This window comes from Marinobacter sp. H13, assembly GCF_059072335.1.
Window position 1 is genome coordinate 300,265 of sequence record NZ_JCACRU010000009.1, and the last position, 19,706, is coordinate 319,970.

15 protein-coding genes and 1 pseudogene are annotated in these 19,706 nt (G+C 50.5%); 15 read left to right on the plus strand and 1 reads right to left on the minus strand.

Translation table 11 applies throughout. The annotated features are described in order from the left end of the window. Positions 1 to 151 precede the first annotated feature (151 nt). The 15 genes and pseudogenes from AC5JQH_RS23095 to AC5JQH_RS23165 all read left to right on the plus strand — a co-directional run. The gene (locus AC5JQH_RS23095) at positions 152 to 1,642 is read left to right on the plus strand and encodes a hypothetical protein (protein WP_136630094.1); all 1,491 of its coding nucleotides are present in this window, start codon (positions 152 to 154) and stop codon (positions 1,640 to 1,642) included. Continuing rightward, positions 1,642 to 4,635, plus strand: coding sequence for a putative type IV secretion/conjugal transfer ATPase (locus AC5JQH_RS23100; protein WP_153637281.1), 2,994 nt, complete (start codon positions 1,642 to 1,644; stop codon positions 4,633 to 4,635). Before AC5JQH_RS23095 ends, AC5JQH_RS23100 begins: the two co-directional genes overlap by 1 nt. Beyond that, positions 4,632 to 5,156: a DotD/TraH family lipoprotein gene (locus tag AC5JQH_RS23105; RefSeq protein ID WP_482902094.1), complete on the plus strand. Its 525-nt coding sequence runs from the start codon at positions 4,632 to 4,634 to the stop codon at positions 5,154 to 5,156. Before AC5JQH_RS23100 ends, AC5JQH_RS23105 begins: the two co-directional genes overlap by 4 nt. After that, positions 5,156 to 6,073, plus strand: coding sequence for a type IV secretory system conjugative DNA transfer family protein (locus tag AC5JQH_RS23110; protein WP_227549472.1), 918 nt, complete (start codon positions 5,156 to 5,158; stop codon positions 6,071 to 6,073). The genes AC5JQH_RS23105 and AC5JQH_RS23110 overlap by 1 nt, the downstream gene beginning before the upstream one ends. Continuing rightward, entirely contained in the window at positions 5,994 to 7,208 is a 1,215-nt protein-coding gene (locus tag AC5JQH_RS23115) for a type IV pilus twitching motility protein PilT (protein WP_493806170.1), read from the plus strand. The genes AC5JQH_RS23110 and AC5JQH_RS23115 overlap by 80 nt, the downstream gene beginning before the upstream one ends. Before the next feature lie 338 nt (positions 7,209 to 7,546). Then, a complete protein-coding gene (locus tag AC5JQH_RS23120; protein WP_493806171.1) occupies positions 7,547 to 8,380 on the plus strand; it encodes a toxin co-regulated pilus biosynthesis Q family protein in 834 nt (277 codons plus the stop codon). Then, entirely contained in the window at positions 8,377 to 9,969 is a 1,593-nt protein-coding gene (locus AC5JQH_RS23125; RefSeq protein WP_493806172.1) for a secretin GspD/PilQ domain-containing protein, read from the plus strand. Before AC5JQH_RS23120 ends, AC5JQH_RS23125 begins: the two co-directional genes overlap by 4 nt. Further along, positions 9,966 to 11,291, plus strand: a complete 1,326-nt coding sequence (locus AC5JQH_RS23130) for a type IV pilus inner membrane component PilO (protein ID WP_493806173.1) — start codon at positions 9,966 to 9,968, stop codon at positions 11,289 to 11,291. Before AC5JQH_RS23125 ends, AC5JQH_RS23130 begins: the two co-directional genes overlap by 4 nt. Then, positions 11,278 to 11,871 carry a hypothetical protein gene (locus AC5JQH_RS23135; protein WP_493806174.1) on the plus strand — a complete coding sequence of 198 codons (594 nt, stop codon included), beginning with the start codon at positions 11,278 to 11,280 and terminating at the stop codon, positions 11,869 to 11,871. Before AC5JQH_RS23130 ends, AC5JQH_RS23135 begins: the two co-directional genes overlap by 14 nt. A gap of 25 nt (positions 11,872 to 11,896) precedes the next feature. Further along, positions 11,897 to 13,672 (plus strand): GspE/PulE family protein, encoded by a 1,776-nt coding sequence (locus tag AC5JQH_RS23140; RefSeq protein WP_493806175.1) that lies wholly within the window; start codon positions 11,897 to 11,899, stop codon positions 13,670 to 13,672. Then, a complete protein-coding gene (locus AC5JQH_RS23145) occupies positions 13,650 to 14,768 on the plus strand; it encodes a type II secretion system F family protein (protein WP_493806176.1) in 1,119 nt (372 codons plus the stop codon). Before AC5JQH_RS23140 ends, AC5JQH_RS23145 begins: the two co-directional genes overlap by 23 nt. Positions 14,769 to 14,816: 48 nt before the next feature. Further along, positions 14,817 to 15,353, plus strand: coding sequence for a prepilin-type N-terminal cleavage/methylation domain-containing protein (locus AC5JQH_RS23150; RefSeq protein WP_493806177.1), 537 nt, complete (start codon positions 14,817 to 14,819; stop codon positions 15,351 to 15,353). 16 nt (positions 15,354 to 15,369) lie between these two features. After that, a complete protein-coding gene (locus tag AC5JQH_RS23155; RefSeq protein ID WP_194839003.1) occupies positions 15,370 to 16,668 on the plus strand; it encodes a type II secretion system protein in 1,299 nt (432 codons plus the stop codon). 118 nt (positions 16,669 to 16,786) lie between these two features. Beyond that, positions 16,787 to 17,398, plus strand: coding sequence for an alanine-zipper protein (locus tag AC5JQH_RS23160; protein WP_493806178.1), 612 nt, complete (start codon positions 16,787 to 16,789; stop codon positions 17,396 to 17,398). Positions 17,399 to 18,125: 727 nt separating this feature from the next. Next, a pseudogene (locus tag AC5JQH_RS23165) lies at positions 18,126 to 18,383 on the plus strand (transposase); the annotation flags it as partial. Positions 18,384 to 18,630: 247 nt separating this feature from the next. On the opposite strand, the gene AC5JQH_RS23170 reads toward AC5JQH_RS23165, so the two are convergent. After that, the gene (locus tag AC5JQH_RS23170; RefSeq protein ID WP_482902093.1) at positions 18,631 to 19,683 is read right to left on the minus strand and encodes an IS110 family RNA-guided transposase; all 1,053 of its coding nucleotides are present in this window, start codon (positions 19,681 to 19,683) and stop codon (positions 18,631 to 18,633) included. Positions 19,684 to 19,706 lie beyond the last annotated feature (23 nt).

A 19,706-nucleotide genomic window follows, 5' to 3' on the forward strand; every position in this document is an offset into this window, starting at 1 on the left:
CAAAAATTCGCCCCTAGGGGACTTTTCATGGATTCGGAGCATTTGAAAACTGGTAAAAATTTCATGTTTTTCGCACTCCCTTTGTCGTCTTTTGGCATCGATCTAATCGTCAAAAAAATTGCAAGAAATTCCACATTTTCTGGAGCATAGAGTGAGCAAGATAGGGATTGCACTTTTCGCCGACCCAAAGCGTCCTTCCGATGGTTATGCATGTGAAGATGGCGAATCAACCGAGATTGGTGGAACGCACGAGCTTTCTACAGATGTGCTGTGGGTCACGAACATCAGGCCATACGACTTCATCCAAGGTGGGTATGGGCAGCTTCGTCATTTGCGGAGTTCTAATTTTTTTCGTATCGATCTTGGCTACCTAATCCGTGAGTGGGGTCTTGAGGGAGATCTTTCTGAGGCAGCTGAATACCTCTTTGCCGTTTTAAATCGCGCTCTTTTTGTTATCCAGGATCGAAACCCGGTTGAACCACGAGACGCAAGGATTGGGATTCGAAACGCCCTTTCTGAGATTGTCGTTCCTGACTCAATTACTGAGCCGCTCATGGGTAACCTTGAAATCAACACTGCGGTAGCTCAGAGCATTCAGTACAACCAGGGCCGAGCTAGCGCCTCAAGGATACCCGCTGGTTCGAAAATCCATTCATTCGTTGTACCGAGAAGTGCTCTAGCCTCATTCCTCATGTCTAGGCGACTCCCCTCTTCTAAGGGGTGGCAGCCAATTACAATTAAAGCGGGAGTTCTTCGGATTGGCTCAGCCAATGGCAGAAGTGCAAACGACCCTTCTTCCGAAGAGTCGTTTAATAAGATGTTGGAACTGGCTGATAAAAAAACTTTTTTCCTTGATATAGACGTGAGGGAAATAGATAGGAGGTTTGCCAATCATAAAAGTTTTGGCGTGGGTGACCGGACAAGCAGACATTTCGCGTGTATTGAAGAAGTTGCCGAAATGTCCAGCTATTCGATCGTTGATGTACGAGGAGGGTGGGTCTGTGACAAATATGAAGAGCCCCTTCCCCACCCTGATATGCCTGATGAGTTTAGTGCCGGCAGAAGTGTGGCCAATGAAATTTACTCTCTCGCAATTGCCTCCAATAAGGATGCCAACAAGCCCTCACCCTGGACGGCATACCTTCGGTGTGCTGAGCGCATAGTCCTTGGTAGGGCTGCTGACCAGTTTGCACGCCATGGGTTCATTGTTGGTAGTTACGGTACTGGGCGTGTGAATGTATTCCTTAGATCTGCTGAGCATGCTAAGGCGTCCGAGTTGGCATTATCGCTAGGACTTCTCCCGCCATTCTCACTACTAAATCAACCTTTATCACCTAGTCAGGTTGCCTTTAAGCCGAAGTTATATTATCGTGACGACATTGTTGATGGTCTCCTTGGTTTAACTGATTTCATCGACTGTCTCGAGTCGGATTGGCTTAGGATGTTTGTTACAGGAGCGGCTCTTAAAGGCGAAAACCCATCAAGGGTTCAGCTGGAATTAGACGCCCTACTCGATCTTCCCGAAGACCGCCGATTAGCCTCTTTTGAGGCGCTGGTGATAAAACACATTCAGGACGTACCTGAAACTGTAACCCCAGACACCGAAGACAGCGATGAGAGTGACGATGGTCTTACTTTTTAATGTCTGGACTCAAACAGTTCTTCGCGAAAACACTCTCTCTTACCGCCTATGACCTTTGCGATCTGCAGGCGGTCGAGAACGACCACACCTTCGTAACAGCTGACGGATACTACTGTTCAGCAATCTCTCTGGATGGTGCAAAAACACACCTCGGAGAGAGCGAGCATCCCAAGGCGGTCCAAAAGCTAAACGATCGCCTCAATGCTTCATTTAAGTCTCCAGGCCATCAGATCCAAATTGTCTTCATACAGGATCCCGAGGAAGGCGGTGCCTACGTTGCGAAAAAACAGGTTGATGAGCTCAGGTTTGTAGCAAATCGGCTCTCTCTCAACATTGAGCCAATATTGAAGGAGAGAGAGAGCATTTGGCGGCAAAAGCGCGTTCCCTTTGAAGCTTGCTATGTGGTTGTGAAGACATCCTTGGCTGCCTTTTCGAAGGCTGACCAGGATCGTGCTATCAAAGAGAGGGAATTAACACCTTTTGTTGTGATGGGTCAGGACCCTCGGAGGGGGTACAAAAGGCTTCTCGCAAAGCACTCATCCTTTGTTAAAAACCTGGCTGCTGCTTTTGCCGACGTTTGCGTTGCGGAGCCGATGACTGTTCATCAACTAGCTAGAGCAATCAATACTTTTATCACGGGCCGCTACGACGATCGTTTTCAGTTGAGGCAAACCCAGAGCAAAAAAGCTGTTCCACCACGGCTTCAGGTGTCAAAAGAGAATCCCTCTGACCCTACCCCACTCTCACAACCGCCAATCGCATTCCAGTTTTGGACAGAAAGGCCTAAAGAGCTTGATGATGAGGAATCTCTGGTTAAGTGCCACAACAGGTACATCGCACCCATCCAAATTGAAACTTGGTCCGACAGGCCTCAACCCTTCACGGAGCTCGTAAGTAGAATTGAGCGAAGAATGCCTTTTGCGGCAAGTTTCACCTTCCAGACAGGGAAGGACCAGGTTAGAACTTTCCTGAACAGTAGCCACCGGATGGCGATGCTCGCGAAGATGTTCAATAAGGCTAATGGTGAGCAGGCCTCGGCAGCGACAATTTTACGGGATTACCTCGTTGGTAACGAGGCAAACGCGCTAAAGGGACATCTCACTCTATCAACATGGGCAAAGAGTAAGGACCTATGTCTAACTCGAAAAGAGGAGCTTTCTTCGGCTGTTAGCTCCTGGTGTGGCCTGAGACCAGTCGAATTTCTTGACGACCCTGTGCGGCTTTGGATTGAGGGCATCCCCGGAATGGCGCGGAAGCCTGTAAGCATACCGTCCGCAATTCGTCTCAAAGACGCCTTGGCTTATCTCCCGATCGACAGGCCTGCATCATTTTTTAAAAGTGGTGCCATGCCCTTGTTTTCAACTGATTACAAGCCAATGCCGTTCATGATGGGTGCGCCATTTCAAACAACTTGGAATAACAATTGGTTCGCACCCCCAGGGTCGGGTAAATCTGTAGGTCTTTTTGGTTCAACGCTAGCTCTGCTACTGAGTGAAGAGAACAAGCAACTTCCCAAGCAGGTGTTCCTTGACGTCGGTCATGCAGGTGTCGGCCTCGTTAAACTGTTTAAATCAATTTTGGGCCCTGAGCGGGCTCACCGGGCTCATTACTTCACAATGCGGAATGACGGGAAGACCTTCATTAACCCATTTGACACGATGACCTGCAATCGCTACCCAACGGACCAGGAGAAGCAAGACCTTATCAGTCTGCTTGGAATCATCTTCGCTACGGAGGATGGAGCTGACTCAAAGTACCTTGAGCTAATCATCCCAGACCTGATCAATAAGATGTACGAGCTCCGGTCAGACCGATCAGGAGGCAAGGGTGACCCAGCGGTTTATAAAAGGCATCAGGATGCTGAAATCGATGCTCGACTAGATGAAGGGGATATCAAGCTTGATGAGCAACCGCTGTGGTGGGAGATAGCGGATGCTCTACTGTACGCCGGCGAATATCGACTTGCTAACCGTGCGACGCGCCAAGCGGTGCCACTACTGCGGGATATCAACACCATCATTGCGAAAGATGATGACCTCAAACGGAAATTTGCGGACGTAACCATTGGCTCGGTGCCGCTCCTCGAATACATCCGTATTTTCACCGAATCAACAATTAGCAATGTCGTGCTTCTGAATGCGCCGACGAACATTGATCTGACTGAAACCGACTTGCTGGTGGTCAACCTTGCGGACGTCGTTTCTACGGATGATGCGACAGGCCGTAAACAGTCAGCGACGATGTTTATGCTTGCGATGGTGGCGGGTGCGCGAGAGTTCTTCCAAACACCTGAGGTTGTTAAATCGCCGGTCTTTTCAGATGACCCCGCAGTGAAGTCGTACCACCTTGAGCGGTTGAAGGCGAATTTCAACACAAAGCGTCACCTGATCCTTGATGAGTATCATCAGTTCAACAGCATCCCATCGCTTGATAACCGCATCATCAGCGCACGGCGCAAAGGGCGAAAGAACAATCTGATCATCTCTCTTGCCACCCAGTACGACTATCACGTCACTGAGGAGCAGCGAGAGATTGCTACCAACACGTTCTTTATGTCTGCCAATGACCGTCCTGAGATGAACAGTAGGCAGGACCGATACAAATTCTCAGACGACATCAAAGAGTACGCCCTGAAAGAGCAGCGCGGGCCCGGGACGATGCTGCATTTTGCCAAGAAAAAAGAAAACTCCACATGGCAGGTTTGTCGCGATGTTAAAGGCCCGATGGAGCTTTGGGCTTTTTCAAGCACAAACTCAGATCTCGACCTGAGGGATGCGCTGGAAGACAAAGTTGGATTCTGGGAAGCATGCCGAATCCTTGGGGAAAACTTCCCTGGAGGCAGTATTGGCGACTTCCATCATAAGTTCACCAGATATGTTCAAGCCACGTTTAAAGATCCAGAAGCGACTAAGCGCTGGCACCAAATTCTTGCAAAGAAAATCTTGATGGAGCCGGACTCCTGGCGGCTCTCTATTTCGGAGGAAATTGAATGAATCGCATGTTGATTGGCGCAGCTCTGGCCATATCCGGAGTTCTTACCCTTACAGGTTGTGCATCCAATGAGCCTGTTGCGCAGGCGTCAGTTGCATCCTCGAACCTTCAGGAATCAATGGATCGTGTTGAAGTTGAGATCGTCGATGAACTGCGATTGTTGGCGAAGCTCAGAGATGAAGAAAGAAAGAAGCGGCTGACAGAAGAGGAAAAACAGCAACGGATCCTCCAGGCCCAGGACGAGCGAGTACCTCCTGAGTTCAAGCAGCACGCCTCAATGAGCGTGCCTCCGAAAGATGCCCACGAAGTCTGCACGTTGCTCGCTGATGCCGTTGAATATGAGAGCACAGTTGAGGGGCCGATTCCGCGCCGGCCTATTTGGGTAAGGATCAATATTCGTGACGAGCCATTGTACTCAGCAGTCATGGATCTTGGTCGTCAGACTGGCTCGGCATTCACCATGGAAATTTACCCTTTAAGCAAGCTTGTTCGCTGTGTGTACAACAGGGAGATAAACGAGTGATGCGTCGGTTGCTGTTTACTTCGATTTGCGCGGCTTTCCTGGCTGCTCAAGGTGCGAGTGCAAGCAATCTTGAGCGGATAGACGCGCCAAATTCGCTGAATGATCTTGTCAATCTTTCGAGCGATTACATGTCTGACGAGAAGTCCTCAGATGATGCTTCGGCTGACTTACGCTTGCGGGCTATGAGGCAGGCAGCTGAAGCTGTCGGTGTTCAGAAAGGCTACGCGCATAGGATGAATGAATACCATGACTTGCTGATGGAGCAGGAGGATCGCTACGACGAAAACTTCGACTTCCGGCAACTGATGGAACTGGTTCCCGGCGACTATGACAACGAAGTTCGTTTGTATCGACTGCCAGCGGTTATCCAGGAGGCGCGGAATTACATTGAAGGTGATGACTCGTTTCTTACCGTAACGGGGACGCACTACAAGATTCTGAAAAATACCCGATTAACGACAGTGCCTCCAACATGGCGCGACTATCTGCTGACTACAACAAACCTTGAAGCCAACAACCCGGCTCGATCAATCCTGCCATCCGCTGACGATGAACGGGAACGCGAAATTTGGTCCACGCACGTCCTGCGCGGATGGAAGAGGGGGCTTAGCCAGGCAGATCAGGAAATTCAGTTGAGGATTTCTCGGTTTCGCCGTGATTTTGTAGGAATGGTTCGCTATTTGCGATTGCTCGAGCAGGAGTTGATTGATCCTGACTACATCGCTGTTCAGAACCAGATGGTCACCGGGGGAGGTGATCGTCTTGCTATTGATAAGACCACCTACCAGATAACAGCCCCAGCTCAATTCAACACTGAACATGAGCGGTGGAGAGCGGATGTTCTCGACCCGCGAGAAAGTTTCCGAGAGATTCCAATCGAAGAACTGGATTACGAGGTATACCGTGAGTCTAAGTGATACTGGCCCCCGTTTTGATCCTGAGCTTTTTGTTCCTGAGCAGATACCGAATGTTTCTACGGGCGATCAGGTACAGACGATGCTTCGTCATGCTCATGAGCTTGGCGCTAGCGATATTTTCTTCACCACGGACGTTGAGCCCTCAATGGATCTGCATGGACGTAAAAAAGTGCTGATTCCGAGGCCGCTATCTCAGCATGAAATGGATACGGTTTTAACGGAAGTCGCCGGCCGGGGGTCAGATGCCGTTTTGATGGGGGGCAAGAAGAAAGAGTTTTCCTACCCGGTGCAAATCGGAAGAGGGAAATACATTCGCTTCCGGGGAAGCGCTGTACCCGCAAGGATCAGTGACACCATCGGCTACCGGATTACTCTGCGTACGATTCCAGGGACGATACCTTCTGTTGAAGATCTCGATATCGAACCTGAGATCGTTGAACAGTTCATGAATTTCCGCAAAGGCCTGATCATTGTTATCGGTGCGACCGGTACCGGTAAAAGTACAACCCTAGCAGCGCTTCTGCATCACAAGCTGTCTCAGCCTGATGCGAACATGAATATGCTGACCTGGGAAAACCCGATCGAATTCGTCTATCCCCTGGCTTACCCCTCCAGTCTGTGTCTTCAGCGTGAAATCGGCCGTGAGTGCGACAGCTTTGTTCAGGGCCTCATGGATAGCCTTCGCCAGACACCTACGCACTCGTTGGTAGGTGAGATCCGGACTCGTGACGAAATTGAGCTTGCTTTGATGGCCGCCAACACAGGGCAGGGCGTTGTAACCACAACCCACGCCAACAATGTTGCCATGGCTGCCCGGCGCCTTATTACGCCTTTCGATGACTCCCAGAAGGCAGTTATTCAAGGTGACCTGTTTGACCTTGGTCAGCTTTTCCTCGCCCAGGACCTCCTGCCCACAGTCGACGGTAAGCGCTGTGCAATTCGTGAATACGTGATCATGACTTCAGAGATCCGGGAGCGACTGGCAACCGCTAAGAACATTACATCAGAAATGATGAAAGTCCTCTGCGAGGAAGGTGTCACCTTTGAAAAGTCGGCAAGAAAGCGACTGGAAGAGGGGAAGATCACTGAAAGGCAATATGAGCGCGTAGCACGCCCATATCGAGCATTTTTGTAAGGGCGGTTAATCTGATGGACGACATCGATAGCTACGTTGCTCACTCCCGCAAGAAAAGGCTGTTCTTGGGACTGCCTTTCTCCGCAATGACACCAATTGTTCTGTGCTTTTTCCTTCCTTGGTTCTTGGGGTGGGTAAGCGTTGTAGCGATGCTTGTTTGGGTCCTTTTTCTGAAATACACAGACTCAAAAGGCTATTCGTTCTTTGGCTACTACCGCCGCAAATTGCGCCGTTGGGCGGGAGGTTACACTGCCAGGCCAAGAACGCACATAAACATTGACTATTAGCTAAAGTAAAAGTAGCATTTAGTTGTTAAATCAATTTTTCTGGTGAGACAAATGAACAACACCGCACGCAGCTTGTCGCTGGTTATGATTACGGCCTTCGGGACCGCTCACGCCGGCGTCTATATTGCCCCGCTGGATGATGATGGTTCCGTGGAGTTCACCGAGGAGCCGATGTACATCGAAATGGACTCGAAGCGTGTCCAAACCTTCCTCCCAAAGAATCAGTCCGAGACTCAAGACAAGAACATCCCCATGACCGGTAGTGACCGGTTGAGTGTTGAGTCCTCTGAGTCCAGCGATGAAATGAGTCGTGGCGCCGGTGTACCGATGCGCCAGGCTGTTCAGGCTGTTTTGCCAGATGAAGAGTGGTCTGTGAATTTTGACGGCAGTGTGAGTCCTCGTGAGCCGGCGGTATGGGCCACAAAGGGCGACTGGCAGGACATTCTGCGTGACATCTCGAAACGCAATGACGTCTCAATTGCGGTGAACGAAGAAAACAAGGTAGTGGGTATTTCTCGAGACCCTGGCTATGCCCGTTTGCTTTCTGCTGCCGATGCGGATGTAGAGGGGCTTCGTGCGGCCCGTGAAGCAGGTGTTCCGGCGGCTGATCGCAATATTGGACAGATGAAGGCTGGTGACAAGATCTGGTACATCAGCCAGGACCTTACCGTTCGTGAAAATCTCCAATCATGGGCTGAGCGGGCTGAGTGGTACATCGACTGGGATTACCCATCGGATTACACGATGGCGGCACCGGCGCAGTTCGTTGGTACTTTTAAAGACGCTGCTCGTGAGCTGATGTATGCGCTTTCAGATGCCGGGTATCCGATCGGCGCGGAAGTGAACAGCAAAAACCGAGTTCTGAGAATCCGGGGTATCAAATGATGAAGCAGTTTCCTTTTATTGCAGCCCTTGCAGCTACCTTTCTGGTGGGCTGCTCCAGCCTGGGCGTTGAGGATAGTCGTCAGCAAAGTGCGCAGGACAATGCCAAGCGATCTGCAGTCGAGGCAGAGGTTGCAATTGATAACGCCGGCGCCCATCGCCATCGAGAAGCTTTCCGTGAAGTCGACCGCTATTGGCTGGGTTCTCCCTCTGAAGTTGAGCTAAGCGATCCGGTGCCTGAGGAACTGGAGCGCAGCCTGACTTACTCTTCATTTTCTCCGATGAGCATTCAGGAGATTGCGAAGCTTGTGACCGAAGTGACGGGTCTCCAGACCCGTGTTGCGGAAGATGTCATTCGTCCTCTGCCGAGCGGATCTGCACCGCAACTGGACCAGAATGGTGCTCCCATTATGGCTTCTCGCTGGAGCGAAGATGTCGAGTTGATGGGAACCGGCCGCGAGCGCATCACATTCGACGTTGATGGTACTGTTGAGGATCTTCTGAACCTCGTTTCCAGTCGCTTCAATATCGCATGGCGGGTTGATGATGGTGTTGTGATTTTCCATCGCTACGTCACTAAATCTTTTGCTCTCAACATCATTGATGAGCGCCTGGAAACAACCACTGAGTCAGGCGAGTCGAGCCAAGAGACAGGCGGCACTGAAAGTGTTAACAGTGAAATTGCCAAGAACGTATACAGCGATGTAATGGACCTGATGGCTGGTTTGATGTCGGATGCTGGCGTGATTACCCGGTCGCCTTCAACCAGCTCATTTACCGTCACGGACACCAAGGACGTCATCGATGCTATTTCCCGCGAAGTTGAGCGCGTTAACGAAGATCTGACGCGCCAGGTGGCCCTGAACGTCCGCATTTACTCTATATCCGATGTGGATAATGAAGAGTTCGAGTTTTCGCTCGATCTTCTGTACACCGGCATGGAGTCCTCGGCTCAGATTCAGAAAATTTCAGATCCCATTGGTGACATCGCAGGCATCAACTTTAACGGCGCCTACCTGATGGGCAACTGGGCTGGTTCGAACATCAACTATGACAATGTAGCCCTTAAAGAAAACGTAGCGATTGTCACCAGGGCTACCAACATCACTACCAACAACCGCACGGTGCCCCTGGAAACCGCGAGAATCACCAACTACATCTCTTCTGTAACCACTTCCCGCTCAGATCTCTCTGGTGGGGTTGATACAGAGATCGAGCAGGACAAGGTTGTAACTGGCTTGAATATGCAGGTTACACCCAAGATCCTCGCTGATGACCGGATTCTGGTTCACTACAGCATCAACATCACTGACTTGGTATCGCTGTTTGAGCGCCAGATTAACGAAGCGAGTGTTCAGCAGCCGGACATTACGCGCCGGAAAATCATCAACCAGGCAATCATGCGTAGTGGTTCCACGCTCGTTCTTACCGGGCTCCACGTTAAGAACGACGAGTACAAGGATTCCGGCTCCTTCTGGCCCAACTTCAAGCTCTTTGGCGGAAGTCGCCGCGACAATGCCAACCGTGAGATGGCTGTGATCATGATCACTCCGGTTCTGCTTGGCAACTCTGTAGGAGAGCCTCGCGCATGATTCGACTGCTCGACATAAACGGTCATGTCGCAGTCGCTGGTCTAACATGGGCCAGCTTAGCGGGCTCGACAACGAAAGGTATCGACGCCAAAGAGCGGGCGATGGACTTCGAGGGCGTCGTATACCTGAAAGGGAAGGGCGCTAAAGGGAGCAAGAAGCGCGGAAACGCTGGCTACCTAGCCGCAGGCTATGCCGAAAGTGAGCAAGTTCTTCGAAGCGCTGACTCAGTTGAGCAAGGGGATATCCTCAAGCAGCCTTCGCTCATGCTTTGGCTTATCGAAGAGGCTAAAAAGCAGGGCGTTGGCTATAGCGAAGAGTCCGGTGTAAATGGCGTCTTTAAACTCGACTTGGGCAATGGTGAATGCTGGATTGGTGCTGTTCGCGAATCACGCCCACTTGCGTTTGTGGAGAGTGACTGGGTTGGTAGCGATGAGGTGTTGGAGAAGAACCTCCAAGCACTGATCGGCAGTTGTGAACCGGTATTCGGTGACGTCGAGGTTTTCGAGATCTCTGTAGACGACTTCTTTGAGGGCAAGCCGTCAAAGAAAGTCGGTGTTCTGGTAAAAAGCCGAAGCTCCACGGCCGCAACCGCGATTCAACTGGTTATCGTTTTTGCGTTACTTGGTGGGATCGCATGGTTCATGTACCAAATCTTCCTGGCAGAACCTGAGCGGGTAACTCCCAGGGGGCCTTCAGAGTCCGAACTTAGGCGCGATGCTCTCAATGCTTACCAGCGGGCCATGCAAAGCGATTTCGGTTACGTCGACTCTTTGGAGGCGTACGATCGCGTTATGACGGTGACTCAAGACGTTCCGGTTGCGGTTGAGTCCTGGTCCTTCATTGCTGCTAACTGCGGGGCATCTTCATCTGAGTGCGTTTTCAAATTTGAATCTCCGGGTTATGGGCTCCCCAGCAGTTTGGAGTCTGCTCTCGGCACGGGAGTTCAGGTCAATCTTGGGGGCAGGGAGGCGCTCTATCGTAAGCCTGTGTCCTTCGTCAAAAGCTTGCCAGAAGACTTCTCTGTACCGGGCTCAGATGCTGTGAGATCGCAACTTCTTGACAGGGCAGCATTCCTCAGAAGCCCTGCCTTGGAATTGAATGTTGAGCTCTCAGCGTTTGAGAAGGTCACGATCGATAACAGTTCATTTCTCCGCGGTTCCACTTTCACTGCCGAGTATCAAAAAGGCGCTCTTTCGGTGAGTGGACCTCTGGGGCTACTGGAAGTGGCTGCAGATCAGCTTTCTATGCCAGGCGTTCTGGTAACAGAGATTGTCATAAACAACGAAGAATTTGCGATGCGAGGACACTATGCATTCCAGTAAAGCAGCCTTAGTGGCGTCAATTTTCGCCTTTGCCTTCAGTACTTCTTTGTTCGCACAGCAGTCGCCACAGGCGAGACTGAGCGTTGCTGAGAAGATTGAGATGGCTCAGCGGATCAATGATGAAAAATTGCGCTCAGAGCTTGCGGCGCAGGAATCTGAGCGTCTCTCAGCTGAAAACGAAGTTATTCGCATGCAGATTCAGTTGCGTGAGTTGCGCTCACAGAAGGAAACCTCTCTCACTGATATCGAGAAGATGAAGCAAGAGCTTCAGCGATATCAGAGACTGCTGGCTAACAGTGCCACAACCGCCCAAAGAACGGAGACAACTGTTTCACCTCGTTCTCAGGTTACGACCGAACCACCTCTCAACATGAGGCTGCTTAATGTCCTGAAAGGTGAGGGGATCTCAACAAGAGCAAGGGTTGTCGTTCTGGGAGACAACGGTGCTTCCCAGGGCGAGTTTCAAGTTAAGGAAGGTAGCAGCATTCAGGGTTGGACTATCGAATCAATCAACCAGAACACAATTCAAGTTACCAAGAACGGTGAATCCTACACCTACGGTAGCGATGGAATGATGTAAGCCGATGTCCAGCGGAGCATTTGAAATGAGTGACAAGCCAACGAAGAAGCGCATTGTTGTTAAGACAAGGGCAGGCAAGAAGCCTGAGCCCTCGCTGTCTGTCGTTGGCGGTCGCTCTGTTGATGCACAAAAATCAGCACCGAAAGTTGCGTCAACAACAAGGTCGGGCGTCAAGCGGTACACCTCTCTTGCAGAAATTGCGACTCCCGAAAAGTTGCTCTCGATTCGGGTTTCGGATGTAAAGAATAGCTCGGGCGATGAGAAGCGGCCCTACATCATTTCAGATTCTGTTGCCGATAAGGCGGTTGTCTTCCAGGCGAGTAACGGGTCGCTTTGGCTTCTGAAATCTGATGCTATCAGCGCTGAGGAAGTAGAAGATCTTGCGTTTACTGAGGGTAAAGTCAAAACCTCAGGTAGAAGTTTTACTATTGCTATTTTGCCGGATGCGCTCTTTCAGGAGTTCCACGCACAATTAAAGGAACAACACCGGCGCAAACTAAGCGCGGCACCAAGTGATCAACATGTCCAGTTTGAGTCGCTTGTCGAGGATGCAGTCGCTAATGGTGTCTCGGACATCCATATCACGGTTGCCCGGGGCAAGGTCACTGTTGAATATCGGATTGACTCTCGAAACGTAGAAATCACCAAATTCAGCTGGTCTATTTCAGTCGAGCAAACTTTCAAGTTTATCCGTTCAGTATTCAACACGATCACCCAGGCAACTGAGGATGGTTTTAACTCCCGCATCCCTCAGGATGCTTCGATTATCCACCCGATCAAGGGTAAGAATTACCAGCTCCGCTATGCTCACGACAACGTAGAAGGCGATGGCATTCACGTTGTTCTGCGTGTTCTCGATGACCTCAGTGATGGTGGTGAAAATGCTGAGGGTAGCTTCGTGCCTCTCACTAAGCTGGGGCTCTACGAGGACGAGGAAGCGTTAATCCTTCGAATGATGGAGCATCCCTACGGATTCTTGTGCGTCTCCGGTACGACCGGCTCTGGTAAATCCACGATGCTCAAAAACATCATCGGTGGGTACGCATACCGGAACCCCGGGAAGAACATCATCACAGTCGAGAACCCGGTTGAATATCGCATCTATAACGCGAAGCAAACATCAGTTTCTTCGCCTGAGAAGATGGCGGCACACCTGGTCTCAGCCCTTCGTCGCGATCCAGATAGCATCCTGATCGGGGAAATTCGTGACAGAGAGAGCGCAAAGGTAACGGTTGAAGCCACCCAGACAGGTCACTTCGTCTGGTCCACTTTGCATGCTTCAAATGCACTCGCCCAGATTGCTCGCCTTGAGGACATTGGCATTTCGCGACTTACTCTTGCTGCACCTGAGTTTATTGCCGGGATGCTCCATCTGGCTCTGGCCCGGAAGGTATGCACGCATTGCCGCATCCACGTCAAGGATGCTTTCCAGCGTGATTTGATCTCAAAGGAGCGGTTTGAGCGAGTAAAGAAGGCAGTTTCACACCAGATTGATACCGTCTATGTGGCTAATCCCAGCGGTTGTGCGAAGTGTTCGAATCAAGCTGATGATGGCAAGCCAGATGTTAACGCCGGTTTTAAAGGTCGGATGTCGGTTCCTGAGATGGTCCTTCCAAACATGAAAATCCTCAATGCCATTAAGCAGGGTGATGATCTGGCTGCATACCAGGCATGGCGGGAGAGCGGAGGTATAACGATCCAGGAGTCAGCAATTCGTCGGATGAAGGATGGTTTCATCTGTGCAAATGAGATCGAAGCCCAGTTCAAGCGGCTTGATCATGACGAAGAATTCTACATTTGAGGTCATGATGGACTTAGCAACATTTTTCCCATTCCTGTCAAAGTCCTCCGCTCGGCGTAAGTCTCACCCGAAGCTGAAGGGCAATATGAAGCAAGAGATTTATTCTCAACTCGGGTCCTTCATTGAGGATGGCTTTACGCCTTACCGGACGGCCGAGGCTCTTGCAATCGAATATGGCCGTGATCCTCGTGATAAGCGTGGTCAGTTCTATCGGTATCTGACCAGGCAACTAAAAGAAGGTGATGAGATTGCTAAAGCTTTGCGGGGCGTCGTGCCAGAAACCGATCTTTTTGTTCTTGAGTCAGCCGAACAGACTGGAAGACTGGCCGAGGGCTTCGAGCGGCTTGTGTTTTTTAATCAGCAATCTGCCGTCTTGAAAGCAAAAATGTCTTCATTGTTTAAGCCGCTTGCAATGGCTGGTGCTGCCCTTGGAATTCTTTACGGCTTCGCAACGGGCGTACTTCCGGGTTTCACAACAATGGTTCCAGAAGATGAGTGGGGTGCTGGAACAACCAGCCTGATCGCCATGGGTGAATGGCTTGAGATCTACACTTTACCGATTCTACTGGGTGTTGTGGTTTATTTCGTTGTCTCGTTTGCCATGCTAACGAGGCTTTCAAACCCAATTCGTGACAAATATCTAAATCGATTCCTACCTCCCTGGAATTTCTATCAGATATTCACCTCCAACAGCTTTCTTCTCACACTTGGCACCATGATGGAGTCGAAAATCCGTGTGAGTCAGGCTCTACCCATGATTAAAGAATACTCAGGACCCTACTTGGCGAATCATATTGACGAAATGGAACAGGCAGTAAAGGAGGGTGCGACCGATGGTGCGGCTGTAGCTACGGACCTATTTGATCGTGAGAGCAAGTTGCTTCTGCGAGTCTATGGTCGAGGTAATCAATTCGAAACACAGGTTCAGAAGATAGCAAAAAGAAGCATGGATGCAGCAATGCAGCGAATCGACAAGATAGTTGAGGCTGCAAATACGGCAATGAAAATTGTCATCGCCGGAATCATTATTTGGATAGTTAGCGGTATCGGAGGTGTTGTCCTCCCGATGATTTCAAACATGAACATGGGCGCCTAACCCTAAACACACTCAGTCTTTGATTCATAAAAGCGAAAGGTAGTAAACATGAAACAAATGCAGTCAATCTCAAAAGCAAAAGGCTTCTCACTGATCGAATTGATCATTGTTCTGGCTGTAATTGGCCTTTTGGCCAGCGGCCTGTATTTCGCCAAAGAAAGGTTGTTTGGCTCTGTTGATGCACAGGAAGAAGCCACAACCTACCTGCAGATGATTGGTACAGTGCAAGAAGGGTTTTCCCTTGCTTCCAGTTACGCTAATGCTGATGTTGCTTGGCTCATTGGTTCTGGACAGGTACCTCCCGAGTGGATTGCCGGTACCGAGATTCGTAACAACTTCAACGGTATTGTTGATATCGGCCCCACCGGCGCCGGCAACCGGCAGTTGCTTCTTACTTCAGAAAATCTGACCAGCGAAGCGTGCCAGCAAATCGTGCGGATCATCGCTCGAGAGTCGGTGACAATGGGTACCAACGCATCCAACACCAATATCAAGGCGGATCCGTCAGACGAGTACGATCCGACTGCGGTGCAGGCTGCATGTAACGCAACTGATCCCGTTGACCTGAACATCGTCGCTAACTAAGAGGACTGCCGTGAGTATGGGTTTCCACGATAGAAAGATGCAACGAGGTTTCTCGATCCTGGAGCTGCTGATCGTATTAGCGGTCAGCGGTACCATACTCACGCTTATCGCCAATGTAGTTGAGCGTTACCGTGAAAAAGACGCGATGTCAGAACTTGGCGGCGAGATCGCCATCGTGGCAAACGCCGTCACCGCCTACGTCTTTGACCAGGGCCCTCTGGTACCGGTCGGACCAACGACCTATAACGGGGTGGATTGGCTGCGCGACAGTACCTGTGGAGGCCCTGCCACAACAGCACCAGGTGAAGGATACCTTTCGTGTAACTTCCGGGCCGATCTGGCGCCTAAATACGGACTGGCTTACCAAACAGTAGTTACTCGTAACGCAGCCGCAAACAACCTCGTGACTGCAAATATTAATCTCGCTGGCGCTCCCGTTCAGTATGGTGGCGAGAATCGTCCGGACCTTTCCGGTACTGCAATGAGGATCGCAAAGGGCAGGTACGCCAATACCTCAACCAAACAAATCAGCGATGCAACACTAGACCTCTACATTGATTACCAATATGACCCGCTGACTGGCGCAATGACTGTTGTTGTTGATAATGCAAGTGATGGTTCTGACCCCTGGTTATCAATTACCGGGCAGAATTCAATGCAGGCTGATCTTGATATGGGTGATGGTACCAATGACCTTGTAGATGCTAACGATGTGTTCTGGGGCGGCACTCCCACCGGGCTTGAAGCTGCGAATAATACGCAGAGCGCACTTCTTGCTGATAATGGCGCTGGTAGCACTGCAATCAGGCTTAATGGTCGTGGTGGATCTGGCTCCGAGATCTTCTTTATCCGAGATGGCAGCGAAACCACGTTTAACGTGCGCATTGCAAACCAGGCAGACGGTGAGCTTCTGCTTGAAGCCTCAAATGGTGTTGCCGTAGACGCGCCTGTGCTCGATCTGATTGGTGGGGCAGGTAACGGTCAAATCGCTTCGGATGATTTCTATTCGAAGCAACGTGGTCGAACGCTTAACCAGGCGGTTACTGACGTCTATATGGCCAATCACGATCAGCTGATACCGAAGCCTACATGCCCGACCGGACTGAACCCTACCATCTACACCGCAGTTTCTCGGTTTGCAGGTGTTGATCGTTCAACGCCAAACCAGCTGAATAACATAGCAGCGTTTCAGGCATTGGCGGTTGATTCAGGTGCATCGTGGAGAATCGTTTTGGAAGGCATTGTTCAGGACCAGGGCACAATCGTCCCACCAGATGACTTGGCTGCTGTTATGGCAGTAACAAAGTGCTCGTAATCTGCTTGACTTGCACCTCACGTTAACATGTTGTTACGTGGGGTATGATGTTTTTCCTTCTCATTTGTCTGACACACAACGATAATTGAGTTTAGGTTAGTAAATGTAGGAGCAACCAATGAAGAAGTTTCTCGCTGTCCTTTCAGCATCTTTTATTCTCTCAGCGTCGACTCTTGTCGTTGCTGAACCGCGTTTCTCAGTGAACCGCTCAGGCGGTGTTGATGCATCGGGCGCCAATACTGACGGTAGTTTACAGGGGTATAGAAGCGGCTCATTTGCTGACCTGGCAACACTCAACGCTCCGACAGTTGACCTTTCACAAATTCAGAATGAAATCACTAACATTCAAAATCAGGTGAGTAGCAACGTCACCACCATGAATCAGCTGGTTAACCGTATTGATAACGCTGAGAATGCTGCTTCGACGGCGCAATCCACAGCTAACGGTGCCAGATCCCGTGCCGACCAGGCATACAGTCTCGCAAACCAAGCCTTATCCCGAGCTAACTCGGCCTACAGTCGCGCTGACTCTGCTTATAGCAAAGCCAGTAGCGCTCAATCGACGGCCTCCTCTGCGTACACCATGGCTTCGGACTCATCGAATCCAACATTTAGTCTAAGAACGTACTCAACTTGGGCCAGTGGTTGCAAAACTGGAAAAACAGACCTCATACGAAACGGATCTGTTATTGTAACATTTACTGATTCAGTAGATTGCTTCGGAGGGTGATAAATCTCCCCAAAAAAGCAGGCCAAGGCCTGCTAAATTGTCCATCATCGTTTTCCCATTATGCCTTTAGTGTTTTCTGCTTTGTTATGAACGCATTATGGGCGGTAGATCCAAAGCGTATTCTCCTAGCTCGCCCTGCAACTACTCCGTAATAAAAGTAGGTGTTGATGTTGTCCTTCACCCAGTGGCCATTACCATTGTCTGCCGCACTTTTCTTAGCATCACAACGATTTGGACCCACATAACCTGACAGTACACATTAGGTCCGTGTACTGAGTATCTAGCTCCAAGGCTCCAGTTGAACCGGTCTCTGCCATAGACATTATGACTCCCCACTAAGGGGGCTGCCCCCACCTCGTGGGTTAGCCTCAGCCAGAGCCATAATTTACGTGTTCACATGCGTAAAATCGGGGGGCAGCACCATGAAAAACATAGCACAGTGTTCATTGGCCTGGATACGCACAAAGACTCCATCTCCGTGGCCTACGCCACAGATTCTCGAACGGAACCGGTCACTTACCTCGTTGCTATCGGCACCCAGCACTACGCCATCCGAAAGATGGTTCGACAGTTCGAATCCCGACACCCTGGATGCCAGCTTCAGTTTGTCTATGAAGCCGGTCCCTGTGGCTACTGGCTCTATCGTCTGCTTTTGCAGCCATCCCCTAAAATCGGTGCATGCGTAATTAGAGTTCTCCAACCTACAATGAGGCAAACGGAGAGCAGCATGAAGAAATCACGATACAGCGAGTCACAGATCGTCAAGATCCTGAAGGAGGTCGAGGGCGGTCGCCTGGTCAAGGAAGTCTGCCGGGAGTACGGCATCTCCGATGCGACCTACTACAACTGGAAGTCGAAGTACGGCGGCATGGAGGCTTCTAACGTGAAGCGCCTGAAGGAGTTGGAAGAGGAAAACCGCCGCCTGAAGCAGATGTACGCTGAGTTGAGCCTTGATCACAAACTGCTGAAGGATGTGATCGAAAAAAATGTATGGTCCGCTCCCTTTTTGCAAGGCACGACCGATGACCAGTGACAGTTCGCAAAAATGTATCCGGCCTCTCATGAGTCAGGCGCTTTTGACGCCAAGGCCATGATGAATATCCGCACATAGCGTTTCCAAATAGCTTCGAAGGGCTCTGAGCCCGCTTTTTGTCCCGGATTTACGCTATGCCGATCGACTGTTTGTTCATCTTGTTCATACCATCGCAAAACTCTGAATGGGTGTGATTTGTTTAACAGCTTGCTGGTCTGGCTGCTTGAACCTGTTCGTAAGTGGCGGCTGGTCGGGTGAGAATTACCCACGCGATGCGAGCCAATTTATTGGCCAAGGCGACAACAACCTTGTTGAACGGCATTCGTCTTTCGAGGTCGGTGATCCACGCCCCTAGACGATCCTTTTCTCTGTTTAGATGCAGCATGCAACTGCGAGCACCATGTATCAGCAGGCGTCTTATATAGGGGTTACCAGATTTACTAATCCTACCAAGGGTGGTTTTACCTCCCGTCGAATGCTGCTTTGGAACTAACCTCAGCCAGGCCGAGAAATCACGGGCTTTATTGAATTGAGCCGCGTTACCAATTGCAGCGATGATAGCTGTCGCAGAAAGCGCTCCGATGCCCGGCACAGATTGGAGTCGACGGGCTGACTGATCCTGAGAGGCCCAGGCTTCAATCTGGGAATTTATTGATTTGAGGCGCGTTTCAAGACCAAGCAGTTCGTCCCAAAGTTCATTTATCAAAGCAGCCATTGCCGGCGAAATTTCCTCAGACGGATCGCTTAACACTGCTGGAAGTTGGCTTTTGAAGTTGCCAACACCGGTGCGCAAAATAATGCCTTCCTCTAACAAGAACCCACGTATCTGATTAATCAAACGAGTTCGCTGATTCACCAAACGGTCGCGCACTCGATGAAGAGCCTGGAGGTGTAGCTGAGATTGGGTCTTGATCGGTACCGGTTTAACCGATGGCCGCTGACTGGCTTCAGCAATTGCCAGCGCATCATTGGCGTCATTTTTCTGATTCTGCACGAAAGGCTTCACATACTGAGCGGGTAGAATTCGAACCTGGAAGCCCAATCCATTGAGTTTGCGCCCAAGCCAGTGAGCACCTGCACAGGCCTCCATCGCCACGACACAGGGTGGTTGATTGGCAAAAAACGTCACGATTTGTGTTCGTCTGAGCTTCTTGCTGACGACTCGTTTGCCGTCAGCATCCAGACCACAGACGTGAAAAAGTGATTTGGCCAGATCGATTCCGAAAGTCGCAACGTTTTTGTTGTTTGACATAGCTGCTCTCCTTGGTTGTGTGC

Coding starts and splice junctions, on each gene's coding strand:
- AC5JQH_RS23125 (WP_493806172.1), top strand. CDS start 8,377: ATGATGAAGCAGTTTCCTTTTATTGCAGCCCTTGCAGCTACCTTTCTG.
- AC5JQH_RS23100 (WP_153637281.1), top strand. CDS start 1,642: ATGTCTGGACTCAAACAGTTCTTCGCGAAAACACTCTCTCTTACCGCC.
- AC5JQH_RS23105 (WP_482902094.1), top strand. CDS start 4,632: ATGAATCGCATGTTGATTGGCGCAGCTCTGGCCATATCCGGAGTTCTT.
- AC5JQH_RS23120 (WP_493806171.1), top strand. CDS start 7,547: ATGAACAACACCGCACGCAGCTTGTCGCTGGTTATGATTACGGCCTTC.
- AC5JQH_RS23130 (WP_493806173.1), top strand. CDS start 9,966: ATGATTCGACTGCTCGACATAAACGGTCATGTCGCAGTCGCTGGTCTA.
- AC5JQH_RS23140 (WP_493806175.1), top strand. CDS start 11,897: ATGAGTGACAAGCCAACGAAGAAGCGCATTGTTGTTAAGACAAGGGCA.
- AC5JQH_RS23145 (WP_493806176.1), top strand. CDS start 13,650: ATGACGAAGAATTCTACATTTGAGGTCATGATGGACTTAGCAACATTT.
- AC5JQH_RS23110 (WP_227549472.1), top strand. CDS start 5,156: ATGCGTCGGTTGCTGTTTACTTCGATTTGCGCGGCTTTCCTGGCTGCT.
- AC5JQH_RS23135 (WP_493806174.1), top strand. CDS start 11,278: ATGCATTCCAGTAAAGCAGCCTTAGTGGCGTCAATTTTCGCCTTTGCC.
- AC5JQH_RS23170 (WP_482902093.1), bottom strand. CDS start 19,683: ATGTCAAACAACAAAAACGTTGCGACTTTCGGAATCGATCTGGCCAAA.
- AC5JQH_RS23160 (WP_493806178.1), top strand. CDS start 16,787: ATGAAGAAGTTTCTCGCTGTCCTTTCAGCATCTTTTATTCTCTCAGCG.
- AC5JQH_RS23155 (WP_194839003.1), top strand. CDS start 15,370: ATGGGTTTCCACGATAGAAAGATGCAACGAGGTTTCTCGATCCTGGAG.
- AC5JQH_RS23115 (WP_493806170.1), top strand. CDS start 5,994: ATGTTCTCGACCCGCGAGAAAGTTTCCGAGAGATTCCAATCGAAGAAC.
- AC5JQH_RS23150 (WP_493806177.1), top strand. CDS start 14,817: ATGAAACAAATGCAGTCAATCTCAAAAGCAAAAGGCTTCTCACTGATC.